Here is a 23,950-nt window from a genome sequence, read left to right as displayed (position 1 = left end):
GCTTCGGGTGTCCGCTCACCGGGAGGGCGGGGCCGGATCCGCACCGCATCCACGTTCGGCTGGCTACCTTCCCCGACCGGAACACCCCCCGACGGAAGGTTCACGATGTCCCGCACCACACTGTCCCGCACCCTGTTCGGCCGGCGGTCCGGGCGACTGCCCGCGGCCCTGCTGCTCACCGCCGCCACACTGGCCGGCGGCAGCGGCCTCGCCCACGCGCAGCCTCCGCTGCCGCCCGCGGTCGCCGGCCGACTCGACACGCTCGCGGAACTCCGCGGCTGAAGGGGATCGCGAAGGACTTCGGAATCTCCGAAGGGTGCCTGCATCGCTACACGCGGCTTGAATCTCTCCACCCCCTCGAGTCAACTGAAGTGGGGGCAGTCCCGGTCGTCGGCAGTGCTGCGCGCAGGGCTGTGGAGATGACGTTGTCGTCGGCGGTGACGTTCATTTCGGCTCCTCGGCTCCTCGGCTCCTCGGCTCCTCGGCTCCTCGGCTCCTCGGTTCTGTCGGTGGCTGACGGGAGTCACGTTTCCGGTGTGGCTGGGTGGGTGCCGCAGGCGTGCGATGTACGACGGTCGGGGCCGGTGGCCGGTGGCCGGGCGGTGCACTTGCTTGACCTGCCTGCTGTTCGGGGTGGTCACCCCCACCCAGGCTGGCTAGCATTGATTTGCGGATGGAAATCAGCGAAAGGATGGTGGTTGGGTTGAGTGATGCAGCGACCACGGAAGACCGCTACCTGCGCGGCGATCTCGACTTCGAAGACGCGCTGCGCGAGGTGACCGGCGTCGACATCGGCCGCGACGGTCTCGTGCAGATCCTGCGCGGCCTCCACTACCAGAATGCAGCCGGCCCCGCCCTGTCCGAGCACGACGCGCAGGTGCTCGCTGACGCGGGGTTCGCCGCGGACTCGGCCGCGGCGGCGTCCGCGCGCGTGGACCGCGACCTGCGCATGGCGAACCTGGTCGCGACGTCCCTCTCCATCGCTGAGGCTGCCACGCGCCTCGGCGTCACACCCGCCAGGGTTCGGCAGCGCATCAGCGAAGGCACCCTGTGGGCGTTCGACTCCGGCCGCAACCGGCTACTACCGCCGGCTCAGTTCACCGACACCGGCGGTGTCCCCCATCTCGAGAAGGTCCTGCCCCAGGTGCCGACGGCCCTGCGCCCACTGACCGTGCAGGCCCTGTTCACCCGCCCGCAGCCGTCGCTGCTCGTCGAAGACCGCCCGGTGTCGATCGTGGCATGGCTGACCGGCAGCGCAGGCACTGCCGCTGACATCGAGCAGGCTCTCGAGGTGATCGCCGCGGCCGAGTGGGAATCGGCATAGATGGCGGCGATGCTCCCACCCCCACCGTCCATCGCCGAGCTCCGCGCGGCCGGCCTACCCCCCGACGAGGTCATCGACTGGCCCGCAACCGACATCGTGTGGCGGGTGCACCGCACCACCGGCGGACACACCCTGCCGTGGAACGGGCTACGCGCATTCGGGCCGATCCTGCGATTCGACCACCACCCACTTCCCCGCGGTGAACACCCTGGGTACGGCATCTGGTACGGCGCATCCCGGCCCCGCGGCGCACTGGCAGAAGCGTTCCAGACCACCCGGGTCATCGACCGCCACTACGGCGACCCCTTCCTCACCGGCATCCGATTCACGCGACCGCTGCGGCTTCTCGATGTCGCCGGATGCGGCGGCGGCACGTGGGTGACCCGCGTCGGCGGCAACCACGCCCTCGACTCCGCGCCCCACCGTCGCTCACAGCACTGGGCCCGCACCATCCACCGCGCCCACCCCGACATCGACGGCATCCTCTACCGAGGTCGGTTCGCGGGAGGCACCTCGATCGCCACGTTCGAGCGCGCTGCCGACGCGTTCCCTCCGCGCCCGACGCTGTCGTTGCCGCTCACCCACCCGGCACTCGGTGGCGCAGTCGACACCGCTGCACACCAGCTCGGCTACATCGTCGCTTGACGACGCTGTCGCGAATCAATCAGTACTGCAACCAGATACGGGAGGATCGGTACGAACTTCGGGGGCCGCCTCCAGCGTCACGAGCTTCCGGTTTGACCATCGTCAGTATCGACACCGGGCAGGGTCGCGATCATGAAACGAGCGTGATGGCTACCGGTGCCGCGATTTCGACACCCGAGTCGGCACCCTCGACGTCGCGCTTCCCAAGCTGAGGTCGGGATTTCCCGGTCTTGGCTCCTCGAACGCCGCAAATGCGCCGAACGTGCCCTGACCACCGTGGTCGCCACCGGGGGTCCCTCTCTGCACGAAGTGCTTGGGGGCGTACCTGCTCGGTGTTTCCACCCGGCGGATGGAGAAGCTCGTCGAGACGTTGGGCATCACGTCGTTGTCGAAGTTCCCGCTGGTTCTTGCTGGCGACGGTGTCCCCATCCGCAGTGACCTGCCGGGTGCTCGGATTCTCCACTCAAGCGTTCGACGAGTGGCGCAAAGCCCCTGTTTCTCAACGAGATTGGGATGACGCACATCTGATTAACGCAGCTTGTGCGATTCATGCCGACGACCGGGCGTTCGGGTACCGGTTCATCGCCGACGAGCTTCGCGACCAGGGCATCGCTGCCGGCGAAGCTGGTGGCCGTGACCCTCGCGCGGGTGGACAGTGAACGAACTTCGGCCAACTGGCGATCGTCCAACGGCCGGTCGACGGCGAGGAACTCGTAGTACTGGTATTCGGTCAGCGCCGACCGCGTCGATCGGCGCGGTGGGCGGGGTCCGCCCGGAAGCCCGAGTCGTCTCCCAGGTGGATGAACAGGTGCCCCTCGAGCGTTGCGTCATCGAGCAACACGGCCCAGCCGCGCCCGCTGACCTGGCTGTCGTCGTCGTCGCCGTCCCAGCTGAACTCCACGGCGGCGTGGCCGTTGCGTTCGGTGGTCTGACAGTCCATCGAGCCACGGACGGCGACGAAGCCGAACTGACCGGTCCCGTCGCCGGTGAACTCGATGAATCCGGGTTCGACGAGGTCGATGGCGTCGCGGTCCCACATGTCCATCTCCACGATCCGCCATCGACCGGTCAGGCGTCTCACAGGTCCTCCTATGCTTGTCGTCGCCGTGCGGGGTGAGGGTAGCCACTGCGGGGACGGGTGCCATGTGTGGGGGCTGCGTGGCGGCCTGGTGGTGCCCCTGCTGGCGGGCCCGGTCGACGCCTGCACCGAACCGCCCTCCTACCCGGCCGGGAGGAGGCGAACGAGGTCACTGACCAGCGAAGATGACTCGTCTCGTCACCCGGGTCCCGCAGCCGGGAGACATCGAGTGCGCCGATGAGCCGCTACCCGATGACAACCGTGCTGATGAGAATCTGTCAGCCATGGACAGGGGGAGGGCATTGACGCCTGGTTGACCGACACCGCGCCGCGGTCCTCACCGATGCCGAGGGCCGCGGCGCGGTTTCCGAGGCCCGTGTCGCCGAGCTGAGGCCCTCGCCGGATCGGCCCCACGGTCGCGTTGCCCGGACAGTGGAGTCGCGACCGTGAGCGGACTGCCCCACACGGTCGCGAAGAAGCTCGCCCGTGTGGAACGGGGACTGGACGTGCCGCTCCACGTGCCCGGAGCGGAGCGGGATTGCCGCCTATAGCCCCGCCGAGTGGAGCACCGTCACGACCCGCTACTGGGGGCGGCCCTGTTCACCGGCAAGGCCACGTGCCGTCAGCTCGGAACTTGTCATCCCTGAAGGGGCGGGGGGGCCTGCAGGCTGGCGTTCCGAAGAAGGTACACGGCCATCTTGGCGGCGCCGTACAACTCCTCCGCGGTGCTGACGGCCCGACCGCGGCCAGTCGCGCCCTTCACAAGTTCTCTGTGGACGGTACGGATCCTGAGTTGCACCAGTTCAGCTTGGCCCTTCCGGTCGCAGTGACGTCTGAGAGCGTATCGGTGCAGTTCAGGTCGTCTGGGTGCGGTGCGGTGCTCCAGGTCTTGTGCGTTGTGGTCGTGTTCGGGGGGTGGGGCGACCGGGGCGGGGAGTCGTGGTGTGTCCAGGCAAAGACGCGCCCGGTCAGTATTTTGGCTAGAATTATGTACATGACGACTCTTCCGGTTGCTGAGGCCCGGGCACAGCTGTCACGGCTGGTCGACGAGGCTGAACACACGCACGAGCGGTTCGTGATTACTCGCAACGGGCACCGTGCCGCGGTTCTGCTGGGCGTCGACGACTACGACGCGTTGCGGGAGACGATCGCGGTGTTGTCGGATACGGATCTGCTGGCGGCGCATCTCGCCGGCAAGGCCGAGGTCGCGAGTGGGGACGTTGTCGATGGGCAGGCGCTGGCCCAGCTGATGCGCGATGCTCGGTCGTCCGGGGAGTGAGCGAGCCGGGTGACCGGTATCGGTTGGTGATGGCGCGGTCGGCTGCGCGGGCGTTGGCGACGTCGTTGCCGGAGAAGGTCACGACCGCGGTATACGAGTTCGTCACCGGTCCACTGCTGGAGAATCCGCGGCGGGTCGGGAAGCCTCTGGATCCACCGCTTGCCCCGGCCTTCAGCGCCCGCCGGGGTACGTACAGAGTGCTGTATCTGATCAACGACGCGAACCGCACGGTCGAGGTCACCGCGATTTCCCACCGCGTGGACGCCTATCGGTCCTCGTCCTGACGTTGGGCGGCGACTGTTGCCGGCCGCGATATGCCAGTCGAGCGGTGTTGAAGGATTCAGCACCGCATCCCCGGGGTGGTGCCGGCGGGTTTGGGGGTGTGGTGGGTGTGGGGAGGGCCGCGGGGTGCCGCCGGAGCTGTTTTGAATTGTGTTGTGCCGCAATAGATTATTGAATACTATTGTGGTGGTGAGATACTCGTCATTCTCGCCAACGAAATCTTTCCATTTTCACTGTATTGTATTGTTGCCGTGAGTATTTCGACTCCCAGAGGTTCGCGTCTTGTTTTTGCCTTGTCGGAGTGGTGGGTATATCATGAGTACATGATGTCGGGACGGGTTGAGAGCGACCCGTCGGGCCGGCCTTTGACGCGCGCAGCGCGTCCCGGGCTCCCGTTCGGGTCTGGGGGGCTGCGGTGATGACGATGAAATGGATTGGCAAGACGGTCTTTTCGGGTTCGAGGGGAGCGCGTCGACCCGCTCGACGGCAGCCTGACTGGAGTGCCGTCGAGCCGCGCAGCGGCTCCCTGGCGGGGAGCGGAGCGACCCGCTCCGTCTCGGGGGGTCCGAGACCGACCAGCTCGACATCGCCGCCACCGCCGATGCGCCGGACAACTGGACGCGCACTCACAGTGGCCGCATCCAACTCTCGATCCACGTCGACTGCCGCTGAACTGCAGTCTCCGCCCGCGTCGGGAGGCCATGAGCTGACGCCATGGGGTTCGTTCCTTGCAGGCCTCCAGCGCGTCGTACTTGGTGGGGCAGCGTGGCGCGAATCGTGGACCGCTGCCGCAGGATGAGGATGACGACAAGGGCCGGCCCTGCAAACGAGGACCTACTGCGGCTTGGACGCGACTCCCGGCAGAGGACGACTATTCGAGCCCGGTCGAGTACCGATACGAAACCGGCGTCAGATCGACCTCGTCGATAGCCCACGGGTGCCTGACGACAAGTACTCCACCGGATGCGACCGGAGGCTCGACAGTGCGATCCAGAACGATCGAGTGCACGATTGCGAGCGCGTTATCCGGATAGACCTGTTGATGGTGCAGAACCTCGTTTCGAGTCAAAATGACTTCCTGACCGAGTGATGTCGTTCCTTTCACCTCGACAGAAACAGTTGTGTCATCCTGCGCCGCTAGGAGATCAAATGATTCGGTAGCACCTACATCTGACACCACGTAGCCGAGGTTCTCGAAGTGCTCTGTCGCAATGGCGACCGCCTGCAACTCGATAGCGACCTTGGCGTCCTGTGACAACGCGAAACCTTGACCACGTCCCTGGGTCTTGCGGGTGTTGCCTGCTGACTGAGCAGCCGCCACCATTGCGTCAGACACCTCTGGTGCCTCTACCAGGGCCCCCGGCGTCCCGTCGGCTGCGTACAGCCGTCGCAGAAGCTGCGACATTCGCGCGATGTCCTGTCTCAAGACACCGTCGCCGGGAACGAGCCCGTGTTCGTACTCGATCGCGTACACGGCGCCGCGTTCGTACCCAACCGGCTGGAGCTTCTTTGAATCGAGTGTGATCGACGTCAGAAGATCACTCGTTGCTTCGCTCGCCAGCGTCTCGCGCGCCCACTTCACCTTCGCTGCGATCTCTTCCGGGGGTCGTGCGACGAACTTCTTTCGGGATTCGCTCCATTCAGACGTCCCGCTCATCAGGGTGAGGTACGCGGATGCGCCCTTGCCGCCGAATAGGTAGACGACGTAGGCGCCGGTCGTCGCGCTCGGGCTCTTCTCGCGATCGAAGATGCGCACCCACGGGACGGCTGCGTTGAAGCCCTTTCCGTTGGATCCCTCGACCGACCACCCCAGCGACGACATCTCCGTACTGGAGTCCAGTGCTTCGCGCACCTCTTCAGCGATCACCTTGGAGAGCAGCTCGCGACGTCGATCCATCGCATCCGTCTTGCGATGGTCATATAGCGCCTGTAGCTCGAGTACTTCTTCGATCGCTTCTCGCACGGCGAGCACTGTAGTGGGCTGAACTGACACCGTGCGTTGGTAATGCGTCTCATGCACTCAAACACCTGGCGAGGCGCTGAGCGTGGCCGAGCCTGGCCGACAGAACTCGCCACTGTTGGGGCACTTGTTACGAGTCGAACGGGCCGAGCTGGGGCCATTGGCAGACGGCGTCCCTTGCGGGCAGGCGAGAACCACGGACGTCGCCGCGCGTTTCGGACATTCCATCGCCACGATCGACGTCCCGCCACGGTGTCGGCGCGGCAAGGACGACGAACAGTTCGGGAAGTAGTCGCCAAGCTGAGCACGAGACGATGCCAACCACTCGCACTGGCAGTCGAACCAACTGGATCAGGTCGTTGGCGTGCATGCACACCAACCGCGCAACCACCGAACGACCACCCCCTTGGTGAATCACCCAGATTTCGAAGACAATCCGCGTCCCCGGGCTGTTGCCGTGTCCGGACCACTACGAGGCCGTCACCTCGACAACCTGAGAAGGGAAAGGCATCTCTAATTCCGCACTGATCACACCAGGGGACGGTCGATCTCCGGTGCTCATACACGTCCCGCACGCCTCCCACATCATTCCGCCAGATGTGCGCGCAGACCTGCTGTTGAACGATGCCGAGCTGGCCGCCGAACTCGACGAATCGACCGACACCGCCACTGACGAGATCGCGGCTGTAGCGGTTCGTCACACACGGTGGCGGCCGGCCACCGTGGTCAACACGCTCTCGCGGCTGGTGATCGACCCCGAGCGATTCCCCGACGCCAGGGAGACGGCCAACGAATTCGGCCGGGGCGCGGTCTACACCCGCACCTGTAACGGCGCACCGCTGCGCGCCGAGCCCTACCCACGCGCGGCTGATCTGCTTGATGCTCATTTCCGTCCCTACACCGCCGCGATCACCGCGGCAGTCGAGGATCGCCTACACGCGTGCGGACGCGCCGTGATCATCGACCTGCACTCGTATCCCGAAAAGCCGTCCGGGTTCGAGAACCCGGATGCTGCGCGCCCAGCGTTGTGCATCGGCACAGACCCGGCCCACACCCCGGACTGGTTGACCGACGCCACTCGTGGCGCATTCGCGTCCCTCACGGAGATCGATCACATCGCCGAGAACACCCCCTACGCGGGGTCCTACGTGCCGCTGCACCACTACGGCCGCGACGAACGCGTCGCGTCGGTGATGATCGAGCTGCGCCGCGACGTCTACCTCACCGAACCGCGCACCCCCAACCTCTCGCGCGTCGACCGGCTCGCCCGTGCCCTGGCAATCCTGATCGACACGGCCACCGATCTGGTGACCGCCGATGTGTAAACCCAAGCCCGGGCCACGCTGCACCCCGCATATGCGCCAGCGCCTCAACAAGGCCGCCGCGCGCGTTGTGACCGCACGCGCACGGTTGGCCGACAACCCGGCGCACGCGCGCCTGCAACGCCGCCTCGCCGCAGCCGAGGCCGACCACGCCAAGATCCTCTCGCTGTTCGACGCCACTCCCGGCGGCCAGGACCAGCTACGCGCGGCAATCGAGGCATCTAGCGACCCCAAGGATCGGGACGTGCTGACGGCGCGTCTGCGAGATGCTGAAAGGCTACGAACCGAGCAGACCGAAGCGCTGCGCCACGCTCGCGAAGGACAGATCGATGGGGAAGGAACCGACGATGCACAACGAGGAACCGATGACGCAGGAGCGCCGCGAAGCGTTTTGGAGGCAGTACGGGTGGAGTCCGGATCTGCCGGAGGACCAGCGCAAGAAGATCGAGCAGCGCTTCACCGACCCGAAGATCGAGGAGGCGGAGGCGCTCGGCTTCTGATCAACGGCCACGATGTCACCCCAGTCGCTGAGCACACGCTTTCCGATGCTGATTGCCAGCGCTTCACCTCGGCAGGGATGTCGGCGCCGACACTCTACGAGCTGGCCCCGGCCGACTCCGGTATCTACCGCGCCCAGATGCTCGAACTGACCCGCAAGAACCCCTATGCGGCGTCAGTGCAAGTTTACGACGAGGACGAATACCGTCGGATGCGTCTTTTGGTAACCGATGACGGAAAGGCTGGTGTCGCGCTCAAGGGCGACGAGATCGTCTCCGTGTTCGCACACAAGGACTGCGCGCACCCGAAGTCCGCGCAGTCGATGCTCTCTCAGGCCACCGCGCTCGGCGGCCGTCGCCTGGACTGCTTCGACACCGTCCTACCCGACCTTTACGCCGATGCAGGTTTCGTGCCCGTCGCGCGACTGAAGTGGAACGACGACTACGCCCCCGAGGGTTGGGACTACGACACCTTCCGTGCATACAACAACGGTCGCCCCGATGTGGTGTTCATGGCCTACGACCCAGACCATGTCGGCGGCGACTACACACCAGGGGCAGGGCCATACGTCGACGACTACGACGACGGCACTGCCCGCACCCAGCAGTACCCGCCGCGCTGACACGGAAGGCCGTGGATCAAACCCGTCCCTATCGCGGCAGGTCTCTACTCCGACACACGGCGACGTGCGAAGTAGGGGCGGCTGTAGGCACTGCGGTCATCGTGGACCAATCGACGCGCTGCTTCGCGGATACGTTCAACTTGAAGTAGAACTCCCCGCATCAGAGGGGGTAGGTCATGTTTGGCGACTGGTTTGGGTCACGTTTACGGTCGATCTCTTCCAACCGACGCCCTCTCACGGAGGATCGAGACAGATACGGCCGCGCCCTCAAGTATGAGGACATTGCGTTCGGGGTTGTACAGGTGTGCGCCGTTCAGGCTGAGTTGGCTGCTGATGGTGGCGCCGACTGCGCCGTTCTTTCTGCACGCCGACACCCACGGCCCGATGGCAATGGCCGGCCTCCACTAGCTTTGGCCGAACCCCGAACTGCCCGAGGATGACTCAGCCCGCTGACTGTGGACGTGCGCCGTGTGACCCGACTGGCCACCGACGCGACTCACATCGGCGACCCTCCTAACTGGAGGGCTAATGAGCTGGATGAGTACGGAAACTCCAGTGTGGCACTTACCGCATTCACTCAGGCAGTTTCAGCACTTCTCGAGCGCCGCGGCGTACACCTCTTCGGACTGCGCCGGCGTGAAGTTTGGCAGCAGCATCTCCATAGTCCGGTCCTTCGATCGCCCGTTCCGGAGGTCCACGCAGGTGTTGTGCACGGCCACTTTGATTAGACCCTTGGTGCGCTCGTCGATACCCGCCGGCCACACCTTCTCCGAGGTTGGAACCGCAGCGATGGAAGTAGACGCCGCGAGCGGACTGCACCGAGGACTGTCTGCCGCCTGCCTCCGTGCCTGCTCCGAGGACAGCCCGATCACGGACTCAAGGTGATTGGCGGCATCTTCGACACATCCCTCGAAGGGTGCTATCGCCAGTCTGCTTGTCACTTTCAGCGGATCCGCACGCGGCCACAGTGACCGAGAGGACAGCACAGGTCATCGCGGCAACGACCAGGCCAAGCCGGTATCTAGTGCCTCGAACGGCAGCGGCCATGTGGTGTCTCCTCACATCCGAATTGTCGTGCCTATATAGCGAACACCGGGCAGTTCGTTACGGCTACTCAGGAGGTCGAGCGACCTCGAACAGGAGCCACGACACCGAATTGCTGGATGCGGAGGAAACGCCGAGCATGAACCGCGAGATCGTGCGTTGGAGGACATCGACTGGAACGAAATCCCAGGCGGGGTCTATTACATAGCTCCTTCTGAGGAGATCAGAGACTAGGACGCGAGCGTCCAGTCCCCGCGGGGACTGTGTGGCGGTAGTCCTGGCCCGGGGGGTGCTCACTTTGCGATCGCAGTGGCTGGATTTCTGCCGGGTGGGGTGCAGGCACCACGAGAGCCGCAGGTGGGCGTTCACATGGTCAGGCGGACCTGTCCTGGTCGACAAGGACGAGGCGGACCCGCTACTGCACCTCCTTGTCCGGCGGCCAGGGCCGACCGTTGGCAGCGTAGAACGGCGACATAGCCCTCGTAGCGAGAATGCTGCCGTACAGCTGATCGTTGGACCACCAGATCCGGTCGAGTTCGGTGAACTGGTCAGCAGTGAGAGTGCCGAGGGTTGCCAGCCGCTTCACGGCTGCTTCGGCGTCGTAGTAGTTGCCTGCCTCACGCAGAGCGCTGAACATTCCCTCGACAATGGACTCGCCGAGGAGGTCCTGTTCTGCGATCCAGCTACTGATCGTTGTCGCCACTTCTCGTGCAGTCTTGCCGTGGCAACTGGGCCACTGGACGCTGCTGATGAATCCCTTCGGATCGTTGCCGAACCTGACCGTGTAGACGGGGATACGGCGTCCGAGAGCCCACCCTATTTCTTGGTGGCACCACGCACTGTCGTTGAACTCGGGGTGCACGAGCGCCACGAACGCCTGCATGGATTGCAGAGCGGCTTCGATCTGGCCCTGCCAGGGTTTGCTGACAGTCATCGTGTCGTGGGCGACGAACCCGTGGATGCCGGCCACTGCGAGTTCGTCGGCGATCTTTCCCACGAATTCCTTGTGGATCGCGGAGTGTGACAGGAAGACCCGGACGTAGCCCGGTTTCCAGCAACCATCATCGGTCGTATCGAGTACGGTCGTGACCTCCTCCGGGTCGATCTTGAGTGCAGTCGAGTACAGCTCGACGAGGTCGTCGTCTGACAGATCCGCGAGGAGATCAGAGGGAGAAGGGTCGTCGTAGTCTCTCGGCCAAGGTCCGAGTTTGAACTCTTTCAGCAGCATGTCGATGCGGTCGAAGGACCAGTGAGGCTCGCCAAACTCATCGGTAATCTCAGCCTTCAGACGGAAGCGGTCTCCTCGTGTAAGCGGCACCCGACAACCATAGATCTTTTTAGGATTACGCGACTGACCTGGGGTGATGGCATGTCCCGAGGTGGGTGAGGGAGCAGTCCACGAACTGGACGAACGAGTCATGAACTCGAAAGAGGTCGTAACCTCGTTCACCGCCAGGTTCCGGTCGACGACGTCACGAGAACCGTTGTGGCGTAGCGCTCGCGATCGAGAACGTCACCCTCATGATCACCTCCAGGCGGTTCGGCGTCGAGCCGCGGCGATGGGACCCGGCCGCTGCCGGGATCGTGGTAACGGTGGCCGTTCTTGAATGCGCCAACGCAGAAGGCGAACGTGGTCCTCGAACGCGCACCTCGTGACGACCCGGACGCCGCGCCGGTCCGACCGGGCGACAGCCGGGTTCGATGGGACCGGGTCCCTTCATAGGAGTTATCCGGTGTGGCCCTCGATTTGAGACTCGCCGTGGAGGACCTGGATTCCCACGTGCACACGGTCGGCCCCAGCGAGGTCTATGACCTTCGCGATCAGGTCAGACCGGATGAGGACGTCGCAGCCCTCTACGGCGGGGGTGAGGGGTTTGTAGTTGCCGTCGTGGACCAAATGGCCACGCCATTGGCGACCGACGAGTGCTGGACCGTTGTCGTCACTCAGACTGAAGCCTGAGAAGGCGCCGGGGGTGGGGTGGAGGTCTAGTGCGGCAACGAACTGGGGCGCGGGCGCCAGCAGGAACTCGGGGAGGCCGGGGCCGTTGTTTCTCCGATGCCGTGGTCCGCAAAGGCCGCCGTCGGTGAGAGCGAGAACTGGGAACGATTCGGTGGCGAAGAGGTCCGGGATCGTCGGTATGCCCACGCGCTGCTGCCATGGTTCGGTCCACAGTTGCCAGGGCCCCTCGGTGTAGGGCAGTGATCTCGGTGGTGGTGCGGTATCGGTGATCTCCAAGCCGAGCATGATAAGGACGGTTCTTTGCGGTAAAGCAGGGTAGCGGCGTGCTGGGGTGTGGTGTTTCTCGGCAAGGCCGATCTGGGTCCAGCCGGCGTGCGGACCGTTGTCGACTCGGGCGAGTGCGGCGACGCCGTCCGGTAAAGTTCTGAGACCAGCGACAGTGTCGAATCCCGCTGGTGGCCAGGGAGCGTCGTTGCTTCGGTCTTCACTGGCCCAGGGTGCTGGATCGAGTGACCAACGAAGCGGGTCGGGGCGTATGTTCGGGCGTGGGATGCGGGCTACTTCGGTTCGAATGGACAGCTGTTCGTCGTCCGCCAAGTATTCCGCGAGCTGGTGTTCGAAGCCGTGCGCGTCCACGAGGTGACCTGCTTGCGCTAAGGCCGAGCGGAGCCCTGCAGCTGCCTGTTCGATTGCGTCACGTGGGGCTGCCTCGGCGGCGAGGTAGGCGTCGGGGAGCCGTCGGCGGGTCGTTCCGCATAGCTGGTCGAGTTGATGGCGCATCAGATCATTGCCGCCCTCCGTGAGAGCTATGGCGGTGAAGTCGATTGTCGCCTCGTAAAGTCCAGGAATGTCGATGCGTTCGAGGAGGTGCGCAACGTGGGTGAGCACGAGATCCTCCGCGATGATGTGGTCGTCGGCACTCATGATGATTCCCCCTGCTCGACTGTCGATAGTGTCCGGCTGAGTTCCGGGTGGGCAGGTGTCGCGGGAGGGGCTGGCGGTATCCGGCCTGCGTTCGCGAGGATGTCGGCGGCCGCGACACGAACGGACAACAGATCGCTCCCGGTCAGGGTGGTGAGTTGATCAAGGAGGGCAGCGGTGAGGGGGGTGGTGCTTACGAGGTCACGAAGCGTGGCCAGTAGCCAGGCCAGCGGGCCAGATCCGATATCGGCGGTCAGCACCCGGGTGGCAGCGGATTGTAGGTGATCGGGTCGAATGGCCAAGGCCGTGGCCGCTACCAAGGCCCGGCGACGGTCGCCGCGTTCGGGCAACGCGAGCGTGGACAAGGCTAATTGTCCAAGCGCGTGATCGATCTCCTCTTGGGTCGCCGGTCGCAGCGGTGCCTGGTACGTTCCGACGCCTAGGTTCGTCTGACCTGGGAGCCGGTGCTCGATGACCTCGTATGCGGCATCCCAACAGGAGAATGCGCCACTAGTTGGGAGTATCTCCGATTCGAGATGCGTCGCAGCGAATGCTGAGACGACTGCTCGGGTCACGCCGGAGGTCGTATGCCATTCACCGGCGATGGTGCGGGTGATTTCGCCTGCGAGCGTAGAGCCTGCGGCGTTGGCGTCGAGGGTGAGGGCGCGCCGCCACAGATCGAGCCGGTCCCGTCCAGCGAAGGTGAACCAGCCACCTCTGCCACGGATCCGAGTGAAGGCGAGCACGAAAGCGACGGCGGCGACGCGGTTGAAGACATCAGGGTCGATATCCCGCCGCAACGCGAGTCCCTCGGCGATGTCGACGAGGACGTGGGGGTCGTGATAGGAGCCGAGTTCGTCGGCGATGCGATGCAGCAGCTGGACCGCCGCGTCCGGGCCGGTTTCGCCGAGTGCCGTTTCCACTACCCGCCAGCCGATCGCGTTCACCAGCGCGTCGAGGTTGTCGCCGGATGCATACGGGCTTTCGCCCCGTGTCCCGGCCACGTGTTCCCGTACCGCTGAGATCGCACCTACGGCACCCGGTGGTAGCGACGGGCGCTGTCGGGCATGGAGAATATCGAGGACACTTCGCCCTGCGCTACGAGGGCGAAGTCGGGATTTGGGATCTTTCCGCACCGAGTGTGGCCGCACACCCTCTCCGCCGAGAGCCAGGGCGGCAGTGTCGAGATCCGTGCCTGGATGGGGATCGTCTGTTCGGGAGACGGGCATGAGGCTCATGTCGTCATATGTGCTGGTGATCGCGTTGGCGATGACGGCCAGTGCTCCGCAGGTTCTGGCCGGATCGTCTACCGGCAGGTCGGCGAGACGCCCTAGGAGAGCGGTATCCAGCTTGAGGTTTCTTCCCCGAGATCCCGCGGCAATCCTCAAGGCTGCCAATATAATCGGGTCGGAAGTGTCAGCTTGCTCGCTGAGCAACTCGAGATGTGCTGTCTCTACGAGCGCATCGGTGAGGCCGGGTTCGGTGAGGAGAATGGACGCCGCATGGTCCGCCGCGGCCCGAGGGTCCAGGGATGCGAGGTGTCGCCACCACTCGTGTGGTGTGCCTGAGGTGTCGCGCCCGTCCGTATGCTTCGGAACTAGGTACGTCAGTGGCTGGAGCCGGGCGAGGCAGGACTGTGCGCGTTCGACATCGGCGACCCGGAGCTCCGGTAGCGGATCGATGAGCTCGTAGATGGTGGGGTCCTTGTGACTTCCGTAGCCTGCCAGCAGGTGCGCCGCGCGCTCCCAGCACTCGCCTGCTTCGGCGCGATCTCCCGCGTACAGACTGATTCGGGCCATCTCGAGTTCGAATTTCGCTCGCTCGGAGTAGATCGGGACTTGTCCCGCGCGTTCGTTCCGTAGGCGTTGCCGGAGACCGTGGACAATTGCGGCGCCGGCGCCGTCGACGGTCCGACTCAGTATCGCGAGGAGGTCGGTGATGTAGAGAGGTCCTGTGGCTGCGAAGCCCATTGCGGACGTAGTGGTGCCGGCGCTGGTGGCGGTGAGGTAGCCGATCGCAGCCTCGAGATCGTCATCGTCGAGCAGGGTTACGGCCTTCTCGACTACCTCGTGCACGTGGTGGTGGGTTCCCCATAGGTCGCACGCTCTGGGCTTGCCGGTGAAGGGTTCGGCATTCTGTGCCAGCTGTTCGAGCGCGATTCGGACGGTTGCGGACGCGGTTTTCGGCTCGATCGCGCCTCGCGCCACCTCGCTGCCCAGTCCCACGGTGGCGATGGTGAATCGGAGCCATGCGCGGAAGAATCCGACGCCCTCCACGCGGGCCAGCATTCTGTTCGGTGCGTGCTTGTCGTGCGCGTGGGCGGTAGTGATCAGGTCCAGCCAGCGACGAATCGCGTCGGCGAGGTTCGGCTGAGGATCAGTCAGTACGTCGTCGGTCGCCGCACTGAGGGTGCCGTCGACGTCGTCGCCGAACAGAACATCGACGAGCTTGTCGATTGGCACGCCGTGTTCGAGTGCCCTACGGGGGTCGAGGCCCGGAGCGCTATCCCAGGCCTGACACGCGAGGTCGCCGGCGGGGGGGAGCTCACTAGATGAGCTCGTCATCAGGTCGGCGAGGTGCAACAACAATGTGGCGCGCGCGGATCCGTCGGTGATGTGAGGTATCGCCTCCATCAGCAACAGGGGGCCGAAACAGTCGGACAGCACGTCGATCACGTCGGCGAGTGGAAGTTCGTTGTCGGCGAGGATTCCGGCAATATCCTCCGCTGTGAACTGGCCTTCCTGGTCGTTGGACTGTTGGGCAGAAAGTCGAAGTTCGGCCCTGAGCTGAGCGAGCCGCACCTCGTTGTCGCTGTCCTTGCCGTAGGCGACATTGTCATTGGGTGTCTCCAGCCACCCGGTGAGGTACGCCCCCCATGGCGCCGCCGCCCCGGCGCGATCAACTGCAGCGCACAACTGCAGCCCCCATCGCGCCTCCATCGTGCGCTCGCCGTCGTAAACCAGACTTGTGGCGATCTCGTCCGCCCCCAGCAGTGAGACCAGCACATCCCCGTAGTCCACGAGAGTGTCCGGCACGTTTTCGAACTCGTACGTTCCGGTGGACCGCCGCAATTCCGTGCAGCGTAGAAGCATTCGCCAATCGAGAGTGACTGCGGCGCGTCGGGATACAACCTCGAGCGCCGCCTTGATTGCCGCCGGCGGCTGGAGCCCTGCGATTGCGCGGGATACGAAGTCGGGCCCGACCAGGGTCGAGATCTCGTCGTCGCGTTCGAGGTCGACAAGTAGTTCCGGCAGATGGCGGAACGCCCGCGTGTCGGTGAAGAATCCACGGTCCTTCAACCATTCTGCCGCCTGTGCACGTGCGTCATCGAGACTTTTTCGCGCCGTGCCATCGCGGATGTAGCGGCTGAAACTCTCGTGGTGGATCTTGAGCCCGCCGATTCCGGGCTGCTGGATGACGATAGGGGCGACGGTCTCCAGGGCTGCGGGGATCATGGCCACGAAGGGGAAGATCTCCCCAAGCTCGTCAACGGAGACACCGAAATCGCACACGGCGAGCAATCCGACGGCCATCCGCTGTCCCTCGGTGAGCCCGTCCAACAAGTAGCGGTAGTAGGTATCGAGGTCATCGGCCGACGTCGGCACCTCTCGCAGCCGGCCCAGCGGATCATGTCCGGCCGCCTGCCTGCACAGATACGTCGCGTACAGGGCATTTCCACGGGACCGCTCATACACCAAATCAATGATCGCATCCGCCCGAGTCGAGCCCGGCGCCAATGTTTCCGATCTGTCTTCCTCCGTCAGGACCCCATGCTGCTCAACGAGCGCCCCTACCTCGTTGCGCGTGAGGGGAGCAACACTGATCGTACGGCCGGCAAGGAAATCTAAATGGTCGCCAGGCTGACTTGCGAGCACCAGTACGACGCCCTCCGGAAGCTTCAATGCGGCGAGTTCATCCACCAGCGCCCGGGCCGGATCACCAGGATTGCCGAAAGCAGCACCCCCTGTTCGGCCGCGAACACGAGTGACATGGTCTAGGCCGTCAACGATCAGCAGGATCGGCCGGAATGGATGATCCTGGCGGATCACATCGACCACCGCAGACAGCGTTTCACTCGTGGCGGCATAGCGGGGACGGATCTTGTCGACACTCTCGGGACACACGGATTCCAGTTGCTGGATCAAGCTCCCGATCACGACATCGGAAAGAACCCGATCATCCCGATGCTCGTCCGCCGCCCCTAACCAGCAGTGGTGCCGCGCTACGGTCCACTCCGCACTCAGATGGTCCGACAATTGTTCGCACAGCCACGACTTACCGGTTCCCGGGCCCGCGGCGACGACGAGAGAGCCGCCTGTGGCCGCTAATTCTGTTACGGCCGAATAGATCTCAGCAACCATACCAGGACGAGCGACCTCTACTGACTGGTCAACCGGATGACCCTGCCGCACCGCGCCGAAATCGACGACCAGACCGAGCCGGGGCAGCAGATTTTGGGTGGTCACGGTGCTATTGAGGGTGCGGGCAGCTTTTGCCGTCTCGATCAGTGACCAAGCCACGGTCTCGGGGTCCAGTCGGCGATTCGGCGGGCGGCCAGCACCGAGTTCGTCAGTGACCCGACGTAGTAGCACTTCCTCCAAAGGGCCGGGCTCGCGAAGATTCATCGAGAAGCTGGGCATGTCCACTTCTACGATCAGCTGTGCACAGGCACGGCGCACGACGTCTTTGTCAATGAGCGCCAGCTTCTTCTGCCACCTTGCGGTGGCAAGGATGGCGTCAGCATCGAAGTGGTACCGCGACGTCTTCAGACCTTCGATGACGGGGCCGGGGTCTGTAGGCCCATCAGCGGGCTTGAGGATGTCGGTAAGGTCAGGGTCGCTCGGTTCGATGTCGCGTAGCACGACGCGATAGGAGGTGCCAGGATGTGCGCTCAGATCCTCATCGAGCGACGCGAAAAGCTTGTCGAGTCGCAGACTCCTCTTGTCGGCGGTGAAGGACGTCAACGGCAGTTCACGTTCTTCAGCTGTGTGCTTGACCTGCACACGACTGCGAGTACCTCCGCGCCAGGTACACGTCAGATCGTCAAACCGATCCTCGTCGAAGAGTTTTTTGTCGACGACAATTTGGTTAGCACTTCTCAGAGCCACGTCGACAAGGTAAATCGCCGTCAGCACGTCTTGATACGCGTAGCCGTGATGCGCTGGCCGAAGACTCATCGGCTCCCTCTCTGCAGCGAAACAACGACACATTAGCTGATTAGCTGTGGTGCACAAGCCATGGCCGTTGTCGGGACTGCCCCCACTTTGGTTGACACCTGAGCTGTGAGGACGCACCTCACGGTGAAAGGATGTCGAACATGCCCAAGCCGTATCCCGCGGAGTTCCGCCGTGATGTGATCACGGTCGCCCGGAAGGGCGATGCGACCCTGCGTCAGGTGGCGAAGGACTTCGGGATTTCCGAGACCTGCCTGCAGCGATGGTTGAAGATCGCGAACAGGCAGGACGGAGTCGATCGAACAGACCCGCCGTCGAGGTCGGACGAGACTGCTGAGCTGCGCGAGGCGCGCAAACGAATCAAGCTGCTCGAGCAGGAGGCGGAGGTGATGCGTCGGGCGGTGGGCTACCTGTCCCAGCACGTCAACCCAAAATGATGTTCCCGCTGGTCCTCGACCTTGCTGGCGACGGTGTCCCCGTCACGGTGACCTGCCGGGTGCTCGGATTCTCCACCCAAGCGTTCTACAAGTGGTGCAAAGCCCCTGTTTCTCAACGAGATTGGGATGACGCACATCTGATCAACGCGGCTCGTGCGATTCATGCCGACGACCCGGCGTTCGGGTACCGGTTTATCGCCGACGAACTCCGCGACCACGGCATCGCTGCCGGCGAGAACAGAGTCGCCAGGCTGTGCTCACAGGAGAGGATCTGGTCGGTCTTCAGCAAGAAGCGTGGTCTGAACAGGAAGTCGGGGCCGCCGGTGCACGATGACCTCGTCGACCGCAACTTCAGCGCGGGTGCACCGAATCAGGTCTGGCTCACCGATATCACAGAACACTGGACGGACGAGGGCAAGCTGTATTTGTGCGCGATCAAGGACGTCTACTCGGGACGGATCGTCGGCTACTCGATCGAGCCGCACATGAAGGCCACCCTCGCGGTCGCAGCGTTGTCGTACGCCATCGACACCCGCTCGCCCGCCGGCACCATTGTGCACTCCGACAGGGGCAGCAGTCAGTTCCGGTCCAGAAGATTCGTCCACGCGCTGGCGCACAATGGCTTACGCGGATCGATGGGCCGAGTCGGCGCGTGCGGTGACAATGCTGCGATGGAGTCGTTCTTCGCTCTCCTGCAACGCAACGTACTCGACAGGCAACGCTGGAGAACCCGCAACCAACTCCGCCTGGCCATCGTCCATTGGATTGAAAGGACGTACCACCGGAAACGTCGACAACGCCGACTCGGTCGCCTCACACCGATCGAGTTTGAGACAATCAACCAGGCCGCAACCGCGGCTTGAGTCACCAAACCCCCGTGTCAACTAAACCGGGGGCAGTCCCGTTGTCCGCGATGAAGAGAACGTTGGTTCTAGCACAGACCGTGCGGAGCGAAGTAGGTTGAGGCCGAGATCCAGTTCGGGCTGGGACAGAGGTAGTGCCACGCACGACGGGGACTTCGAGTTCTATGGGTGTCCCTGTCCTCCATCGCTATCGAGCAACGAGCCGTGGCGGGCGGGGTTCGTCAAGCGCGAGCGCCACGGCATCACGGTCGAACGGCTGGCCTGCTCGACGCGACTGGGAACGCTCGCACTGGCCATGCTCGGCAAGTTGCCCGCGGCACTTGTTTCGAAGCGGTGTGGGTTAGCTGATGCGTGGCCGGCGCGGGCGCGGGCCACGATTGGAAGTTGTGGAACGGACATGGACCGATGCTTGTCCGGCTGCGAGGCCATTTGGGGCGTCCATACGAAAGTCTGGACCGCACAGAGCTACCACCATCGGGCACTCGCACGCGGACGGAGATTCCACGCCTGATCTGTGCCGATGACAGCAAGCCGGTTGGTCTTGCTTCCGGGATTCACGTCATGAGCGGTAACTGGGACGTTTTCTCTCCGCGTCCCATCCGGCGGCGATGTCCGGATATAGGTCTGCAAGCGAACACCCTGCCTTCGCGCATTCCGGGCATCGCTCGCCGGCTTGAGATCGAATGCTGTCAGCGGCGCTTTCTTGCTGACATGCCACTCACCGCGACAGCGGGATGAAGATCGCCGAGCGACCGCCCTGGATCCGGACGCACGCTTGACATGCGAAGGTTCTTTTCGTGGGCCGCTCGGAGAAGTATCAGGTGAGTGTCCGGGTCATTCCGGGCGCCGCTCGGTCCTTGTATCGTGTGAGTGAGGTACCGTCGACCTAGCATCTGCGACCCAACCAATACCGGACCGTTCCTCTCAGCATGATCTGTGGCGTCTCCCGCGGGGCCAGCGGGCAATATCTGTAGTCTGATCGATCTTGAACGCCCGGTCTTCAGCAGATGCCTGGGATGTCCTCAAACCGTCGAGTTCTAGCCATAGCTCGCTCGCCATAGATAGTTGGCCGGTTGACCGGGCCTTCTCCGATTCGATCCAGTGTGGTGACCGTCATCGGCGCTTTTTCTTCCTTGGTGTGGGCTTGGTCCGCCGTCCGGTACCTCGGTGTCGTTGCATGCTCAACACGTCCATCAGGTTGAGATCGTTCACCAGGGTGTCGAGTTCGGCATCCTTCCCTGGTATGCGGTTGTCGTAAACCGTTGCGCTTAGCGTTCCCGTGCTTGCTTCCAAGAGCATGCCGAATCCGCGGCTGACCTTGAGTTGGTGTTTCTTCGCCGTGACAAAATTGACGAGATCTTCTTGGGCGGTGGCCGATCCTGTCCCAGGAACGACATTCATCCAGACGAGTACGAAGCTGTCGTCACGGCGGGACCCGCCAGGGCACGCTATCCGGTGAGACAGTCCATCTTCGCGGGTCTTTTCCGCGAGTGCATCGGCCATGACGCCGAATTTGAACTGCGTCCGCTGGTCGCCGCTGAGCAGCGTAGTCGTCATTGCGAGCCAGCCTGGTTCGCGACGGGCACTGAGGTCGTCGACGAGCATGAGAAGTCGTGGGTCGGACTGCATCTGAGGCTTGTTTGCAGCATCCGACTGCCCGCTCAGTTCGCCCAGGTACCAAGTATCTATTTGATCAGTCAGGGGTTCAAAGAACTCGACTGTCTGGCGCTGCTCGCGATAGCGTCGCCGCTGTTCGGCGGACGGGGTGCCAAGGGCCGGTACCTCACGCTGTTGTACGTCGGGATCGGGCTCGGCATATAGCCGTCCTTCAAGGAAGTACATGAAATAGTCGAGCTCATCTGCGCTCTGTATTCGTTTGGTCAGCTCGGGATCGGTGCGTCGTCGCAGGTAGAGGACTAGCTCGGCGGGGCGATTGATGAGTTCACTGATCACGCGGAGGTCATGGAGCGAAACGATCCACGGGATGTTTGCTTCGGTGAGCAGGCCTGCCTTCACCAGTTGGTGTGTGGTGGTGGCGATTCCCGACAAGTCGTCTAGAGTGGCCGCCACGGTGTGGACCTCACGGATGGCGCTGAGGTCGAGCCAGCTGTCATCGATGAGGCGCAGTCCGCGGTCCTGGAGGATGCGGTTCCGCATCCGGTCGCCCTGCTCGGCAGCGATTGTCACCATGCGGCGTAGATCCTGCCAGAGGGGACCGGAACGTCCGGTTCGGGAGTGCTGTCGAAGAGCTACCGCTTTGGCTTCGATGATGATTGCGATGTCGTCTATGACGATCAGGCCGTCGCCTTCGACCTTCTTGGTGTATTGCTCGGGCGCCAACTTCTCTTGATCCTCGTTGTCAGGCACGAGGTAGTCGAAGGCGGCATGGAGCGTATGGCCTGGAAGGTGAGGGGTTAGGAGATCGATGCTGGCTCGCTCCAGGTAGTCCCCGCGATGCTTTTGGTATGCGGACCACGCCGCATTGTCCGGCTTAAGGGCGGTCTCGACGCGTTCGCGTATGGAATGCACGAAAAGTGCGTCATGAGGAATCGCATAGGTCCCGTCGGGGGCACAGAGGATCGGCTGCGTTCGCAGGGGTGATTTTCCTCGGAAGAAGTCGACTGCAGCCTCGCCGGGTGCACGGTCGGTCAGAGGAGTGGTGAACAGGTCGAGCACCGTCTGCGTGGTTTCAGTGGACAGCGCACTGCGTGAAGCAATATCTGCGGTGGTCGTGTGCGGATAGGCAGATTTGTCGTCGGCCATCCGTCTCAGATGGTCGAGGACATGCTGCGGGACGTCCCTCGCGTTAGTGGCGCTGGAAACGTCAGCGTCGGCGATCTCTGCCCACGCGGTGGCGCGGGATTCCCAAACTTCGCGGTACAGCTCACGCATGGCTGCAAATACCTGACGGATCTGCTGCACCGTGCATCCGATGACCGATCGGCAGAGATCTTCGACGGCCGGGTCGTCGAAGAGATCGGTGAGTGTGTCCTCGACCATGTGCGGATAGGCGGGGTTGCGAACGAATATCTCACGCATGACTGACCCGAAGCCCAATTCCCGGGCAGCCGAGGAGTCTTGTTGCGTTGTTGCTAGGGCCAGCATTGCGCCGGCCGACATTGCCTCGTCAATGGCCGCGTTGATGTTGTCGAGGGCATCGTCCAGGTCGGTGGATTCGGGTTCTTCGGATGACTCAAGCCCGGTCTGAATTCCTCGTGCAGTGAGGACGAGGGCGCCTAGTTCGAGTGCGGCGGCGCCGTCGTAACTGACGGCGGTGGGATCGGCGGCGAGAGCGGTTTCGAAGCGCAGGCGTAGCAGCGCCAGGAGGTCAAATGTGTTATAGGGCGTAGCGAACGTGGCGATTCGATCGGCGATCTCCGCGAGTCGCGACTCCGCATCCGATTCGCTGCCGAACAGGTCGCCGAGTTCGACTCGTTCGATACGAGCATGCGTACTCTTACCGCGGGCCTGCTGCCGCTTCTGCTTGCGCTTCTTCACACGCTTCCGACCTCTGTTGCTGCTGGACACGACGCCCACGATATGTCAAGCCGGGTCGCGGCTGGGTGGCGGAGCAGGCGTGGCCGAGCGCTGCGACACCCCAGGCCGAGCAGCCGGGGGTGTCGGTGTCGTGAAGCTGCTCAGGATGGCGCGCGCCGGCGGTGGTTCCTGATACCCCGTGAGATAGCTCGGGCCTTGCTCAGTCGGGTCGTGGTGATCGCCGTGACGATGGCGGTGCCGATCGCCGTGGCGATGGTGTTTGGTGTCGAGGTTGGTGATCAGGGCGGCCAGTTCGGGCAGTGCGGGCGTGGGATGCCTCTCTCGTCCGGTGGGCCTGGAACTGGTTGCTCCGAGACTCCATAACTTCCGCGCCCTGGCGTCGCGAACAGATGACGCGGGGAGGTATCCGGTCGATGGTTGCGGTGTGGTGTCGGTGGGTGGGGTCGTTTCTGTGTTGTGACCTGGGGTGATGGCATGTCCCACCTCGAGATGTGAGGTGTGGGGCCGGGGCCGGCGGGGTGCCGGCGTCGTCGGGTGGGGGTGTGGGGCTGGCGGTTGGGGTGTCGGGGGCGGGCCGGGATACCCTGTCGAGGCGGGTTTGAATTATGTTGTGCTGCAACGGGTGAACTGAATTCGATTGTGATGATGTAATGCTCGGTGTGTTTGCATAGAGTTTTGTGGTGTTGTGTCGTGTTATGTTGTGGGCGTAGTAATTTCGGTTCTCGGGGCAGTGTGTCGTTTTGCTCTTGTCTGGGGTGGTGGTATATCATGGGTGCATGACATCGGGACGGGTTGAGAGCGACGCGGCGAGCCGGACCTCGGCGCGCGAAGCGCGTCCCCAGCTCTCGTTCTGGTTCGGGGGTGCTGCGGTGGTGGCGTTGAATGGTGTTGCTGTTGCGGGTATTTCGGTTTCAAGGGGAGCGCAGCGACCCGCTCGACGGCTGCTTAGGGTGACCCACCGCGAGCCGCGTAGCGGCTCCCTGGCGGGGAGCGCAGCGACCCGCTCCGTCTCCCGACGCGAAGCGTCGGGAGGAGCGCCGCGG

At 63.8% G+C, this 23,950-nt stretch carries 15 protein-coding genes and 1 pseudogene; 9 read left to right on the top strand and 7 right to left on the bottom strand.

What is annotated here, in order from left to right; genetic code table 11:
- Nucleotides 1-105 precede the first annotated feature (105 nt).
- From ACFYVR_RS24680 to ACFYVR_RS24665, 4 genes and pseudogenes are all read left to right on the top strand, one after another.
- A complete protein-coding gene (locus ACFYVR_RS24680) occupies nucleotides 106-282 on the top strand; it encodes a hypothetical protein (protein ID WP_387478286.1) in 177 nt (58 codons plus the stop codon).
- Between the two features lie 421 nt (nucleotides 283-703).
- Nucleotides 704-1,324, top strand: coding sequence for a hypothetical protein (locus ACFYVR_RS24675; RefSeq protein WP_387478283.1), 621 nt, complete (start codon nucleotides 704-706; stop codon nucleotides 1,322-1,324).
- Between the two features lie 9 nt (nucleotides 1,325-1,333).
- The gene (locus ACFYVR_RS24670; protein WP_387478280.1) at nucleotides 1,334-1,969 is read left to right on the top strand and encodes an RES family NAD+ phosphorylase; all 636 of its coding nucleotides are present in this window, start codon (nucleotides 1,334-1,336) and stop codon (nucleotides 1,967-1,969) included.
- 136 nt (nucleotides 1,970-2,105) lie between these two features.
- Nucleotides 2,106-2,363 (top strand): annotated as a pseudogene (locus ACFYVR_RS24665) (transposase); the annotation flags it as partial.
- Nucleotides 2,364-2,699: 336 nt separating this feature from the next.
- On the opposite strand, the gene ACFYVR_RS24660 reads toward ACFYVR_RS24665, so the two are convergent.
- Complete coding sequence (locus tag ACFYVR_RS24660; protein WP_387478277.1) at nucleotides 2,700-3,050, bottom strand: hypothetical protein; 351 nt, start codon at nucleotides 3,048-3,050, stop codon at nucleotides 2,700-2,702.
- A 991-nt stretch (nucleotides 3,051-4,041) separates the two neighbouring features.
- On the opposite strand from ACFYVR_RS24660, the gene ACFYVR_RS24655 reads away from it, so the two are divergent.
- Together ACFYVR_RS24655 and ACFYVR_RS24650 are read left to right on the top strand one after the other, a co-directional pair.
- Nucleotides 4,042-4,326 carry a type II toxin-antitoxin system Phd/YefM family antitoxin gene (locus ACFYVR_RS24655; RefSeq protein ID WP_387478274.1) on the top strand — a complete coding sequence of 95 codons (285 nt, stop codon included), beginning with the start codon at nucleotides 4,042-4,044 and terminating at the stop codon, nucleotides 4,324-4,326.
- 29 nt (nucleotides 4,327-4,355) lie between these two features.
- Complete coding sequence (locus ACFYVR_RS24650; protein ID WP_387478376.1) at nucleotides 4,356-4,610, top strand: type II toxin-antitoxin system RelE/ParE family toxin; 255 nt, start codon at nucleotides 4,356-4,358, stop codon at nucleotides 4,608-4,610.
- 869 nt (nucleotides 4,611-5,479) lie between these two features.
- Here ACFYVR_RS24650 and ACFYVR_RS24645 read toward each other — a convergent pair.
- Nucleotides 5,480-6,571, bottom strand: coding sequence for an MrcB family domain-containing protein (locus ACFYVR_RS24645; protein WP_387478271.1), 1,092 nt, complete (start codon nucleotides 6,569-6,571; stop codon nucleotides 5,480-5,482).
- 551 nt (nucleotides 6,572-7,122) lie between these two features.
- Here ACFYVR_RS24645 and ACFYVR_RS24640 point away from each other — a divergent pair.
- Nucleotides 7,123-7,893 (top strand): N-formylglutamate amidohydrolase, encoded by a 771-nt coding sequence (locus tag ACFYVR_RS24640; protein ID WP_387478269.1) that lies wholly within the window; start codon nucleotides 7,123-7,125, stop codon nucleotides 7,891-7,893.
- 31 nt (nucleotides 7,894-7,924) lie between these two features.
- A complete protein-coding gene (locus ACFYVR_RS24635; RefSeq protein ID WP_387478266.1) occupies nucleotides 7,925-9,010 on the top strand; it encodes a hypothetical protein in 1,086 nt (361 codons plus the stop codon).
- 587 nt (nucleotides 9,011-9,597) lie between these two features.
- On the opposite strand, the gene ACFYVR_RS24630 is transcribed toward ACFYVR_RS24635, so the two are convergent.
- The 4 genes from ACFYVR_RS24630 to ACFYVR_RS24615 all read right to left on the bottom strand — a co-directional run bounded on the left by ACFYVR_RS24630 (nucleotide 9,598) and on the right by ACFYVR_RS24615 (nucleotide 18,112).
- Complete coding sequence (locus ACFYVR_RS24630; RefSeq protein WP_387478263.1) at nucleotides 9,598-9,951, bottom strand: hypothetical protein; 354 nt, start codon at nucleotides 9,949-9,951, stop codon at nucleotides 9,598-9,600.
- Between the two features lie 518 nt (nucleotides 9,952-10,469).
- A complete protein-coding gene (locus ACFYVR_RS24625; protein ID WP_387478260.1) occupies nucleotides 10,470-11,372 on the bottom strand; it encodes a toll/interleukin-1 receptor domain-containing protein in 903 nt (300 codons plus the stop codon).
- A gap of 408 nt (nucleotides 11,373-11,780) precedes the next feature.
- Nucleotides 11,781-12,938, bottom strand: a complete 1,158-nt coding sequence (locus tag ACFYVR_RS24620; protein WP_387478257.1) for a hypothetical protein — start codon at nucleotides 12,936-12,938, stop codon at nucleotides 11,781-11,783.
- Entirely contained in the window at nucleotides 12,935-18,112 is a 5,178-nt protein-coding gene (locus tag ACFYVR_RS24615) for a hypothetical protein (protein ID WP_387478254.1), read from the bottom strand. Before ACFYVR_RS24615 ends, ACFYVR_RS24620 begins: the two co-directional genes overlap by 4 nt.
- Nucleotides 18,113-18,252: 140 nt before the next feature.
- Between ACFYVR_RS24615 and ACFYVR_RS24610 the strand changes: the two genes are divergently transcribed.
- A protein-coding gene (locus tag ACFYVR_RS24610) for an IS3 family transposase (protein ID WP_387478251.1) occupies nucleotides 18,253-19,409 on the top strand; the annotation gives its coding sequence in 2 pieces (ribosomal slippage) (nucleotides 18,253-18,541 and nucleotides 18,541-19,409; 1,158 coding nt in all).
- A gap of 1,113 nt (nucleotides 19,410-20,522) precedes the next feature.
- On the opposite strand, the gene ACFYVR_RS24605 is transcribed toward ACFYVR_RS24610, so the two are convergent.
- Entirely contained in the window at nucleotides 20,523-22,937 is a 2,415-nt protein-coding gene (locus tag ACFYVR_RS24605) for a hypothetical protein (protein ID WP_387478248.1), read from the bottom strand.
- Nucleotides 22,938-23,950: the final 1,013 nt, after the last annotated feature.

Source organism: Rhodococcus sp. NPDC003318 (assembly GCF_042879035.1).
Classification (GTDB): domain Bacteria; phylum Actinomycetota; class Actinomycetes; order Mycobacteriales; family Mycobacteriaceae; genus Rhodococcus_G.
Note: the sequence above shows the minus strand (reverse complement) of the source record. Positions and strands in the feature narration are given on the sequence as shown.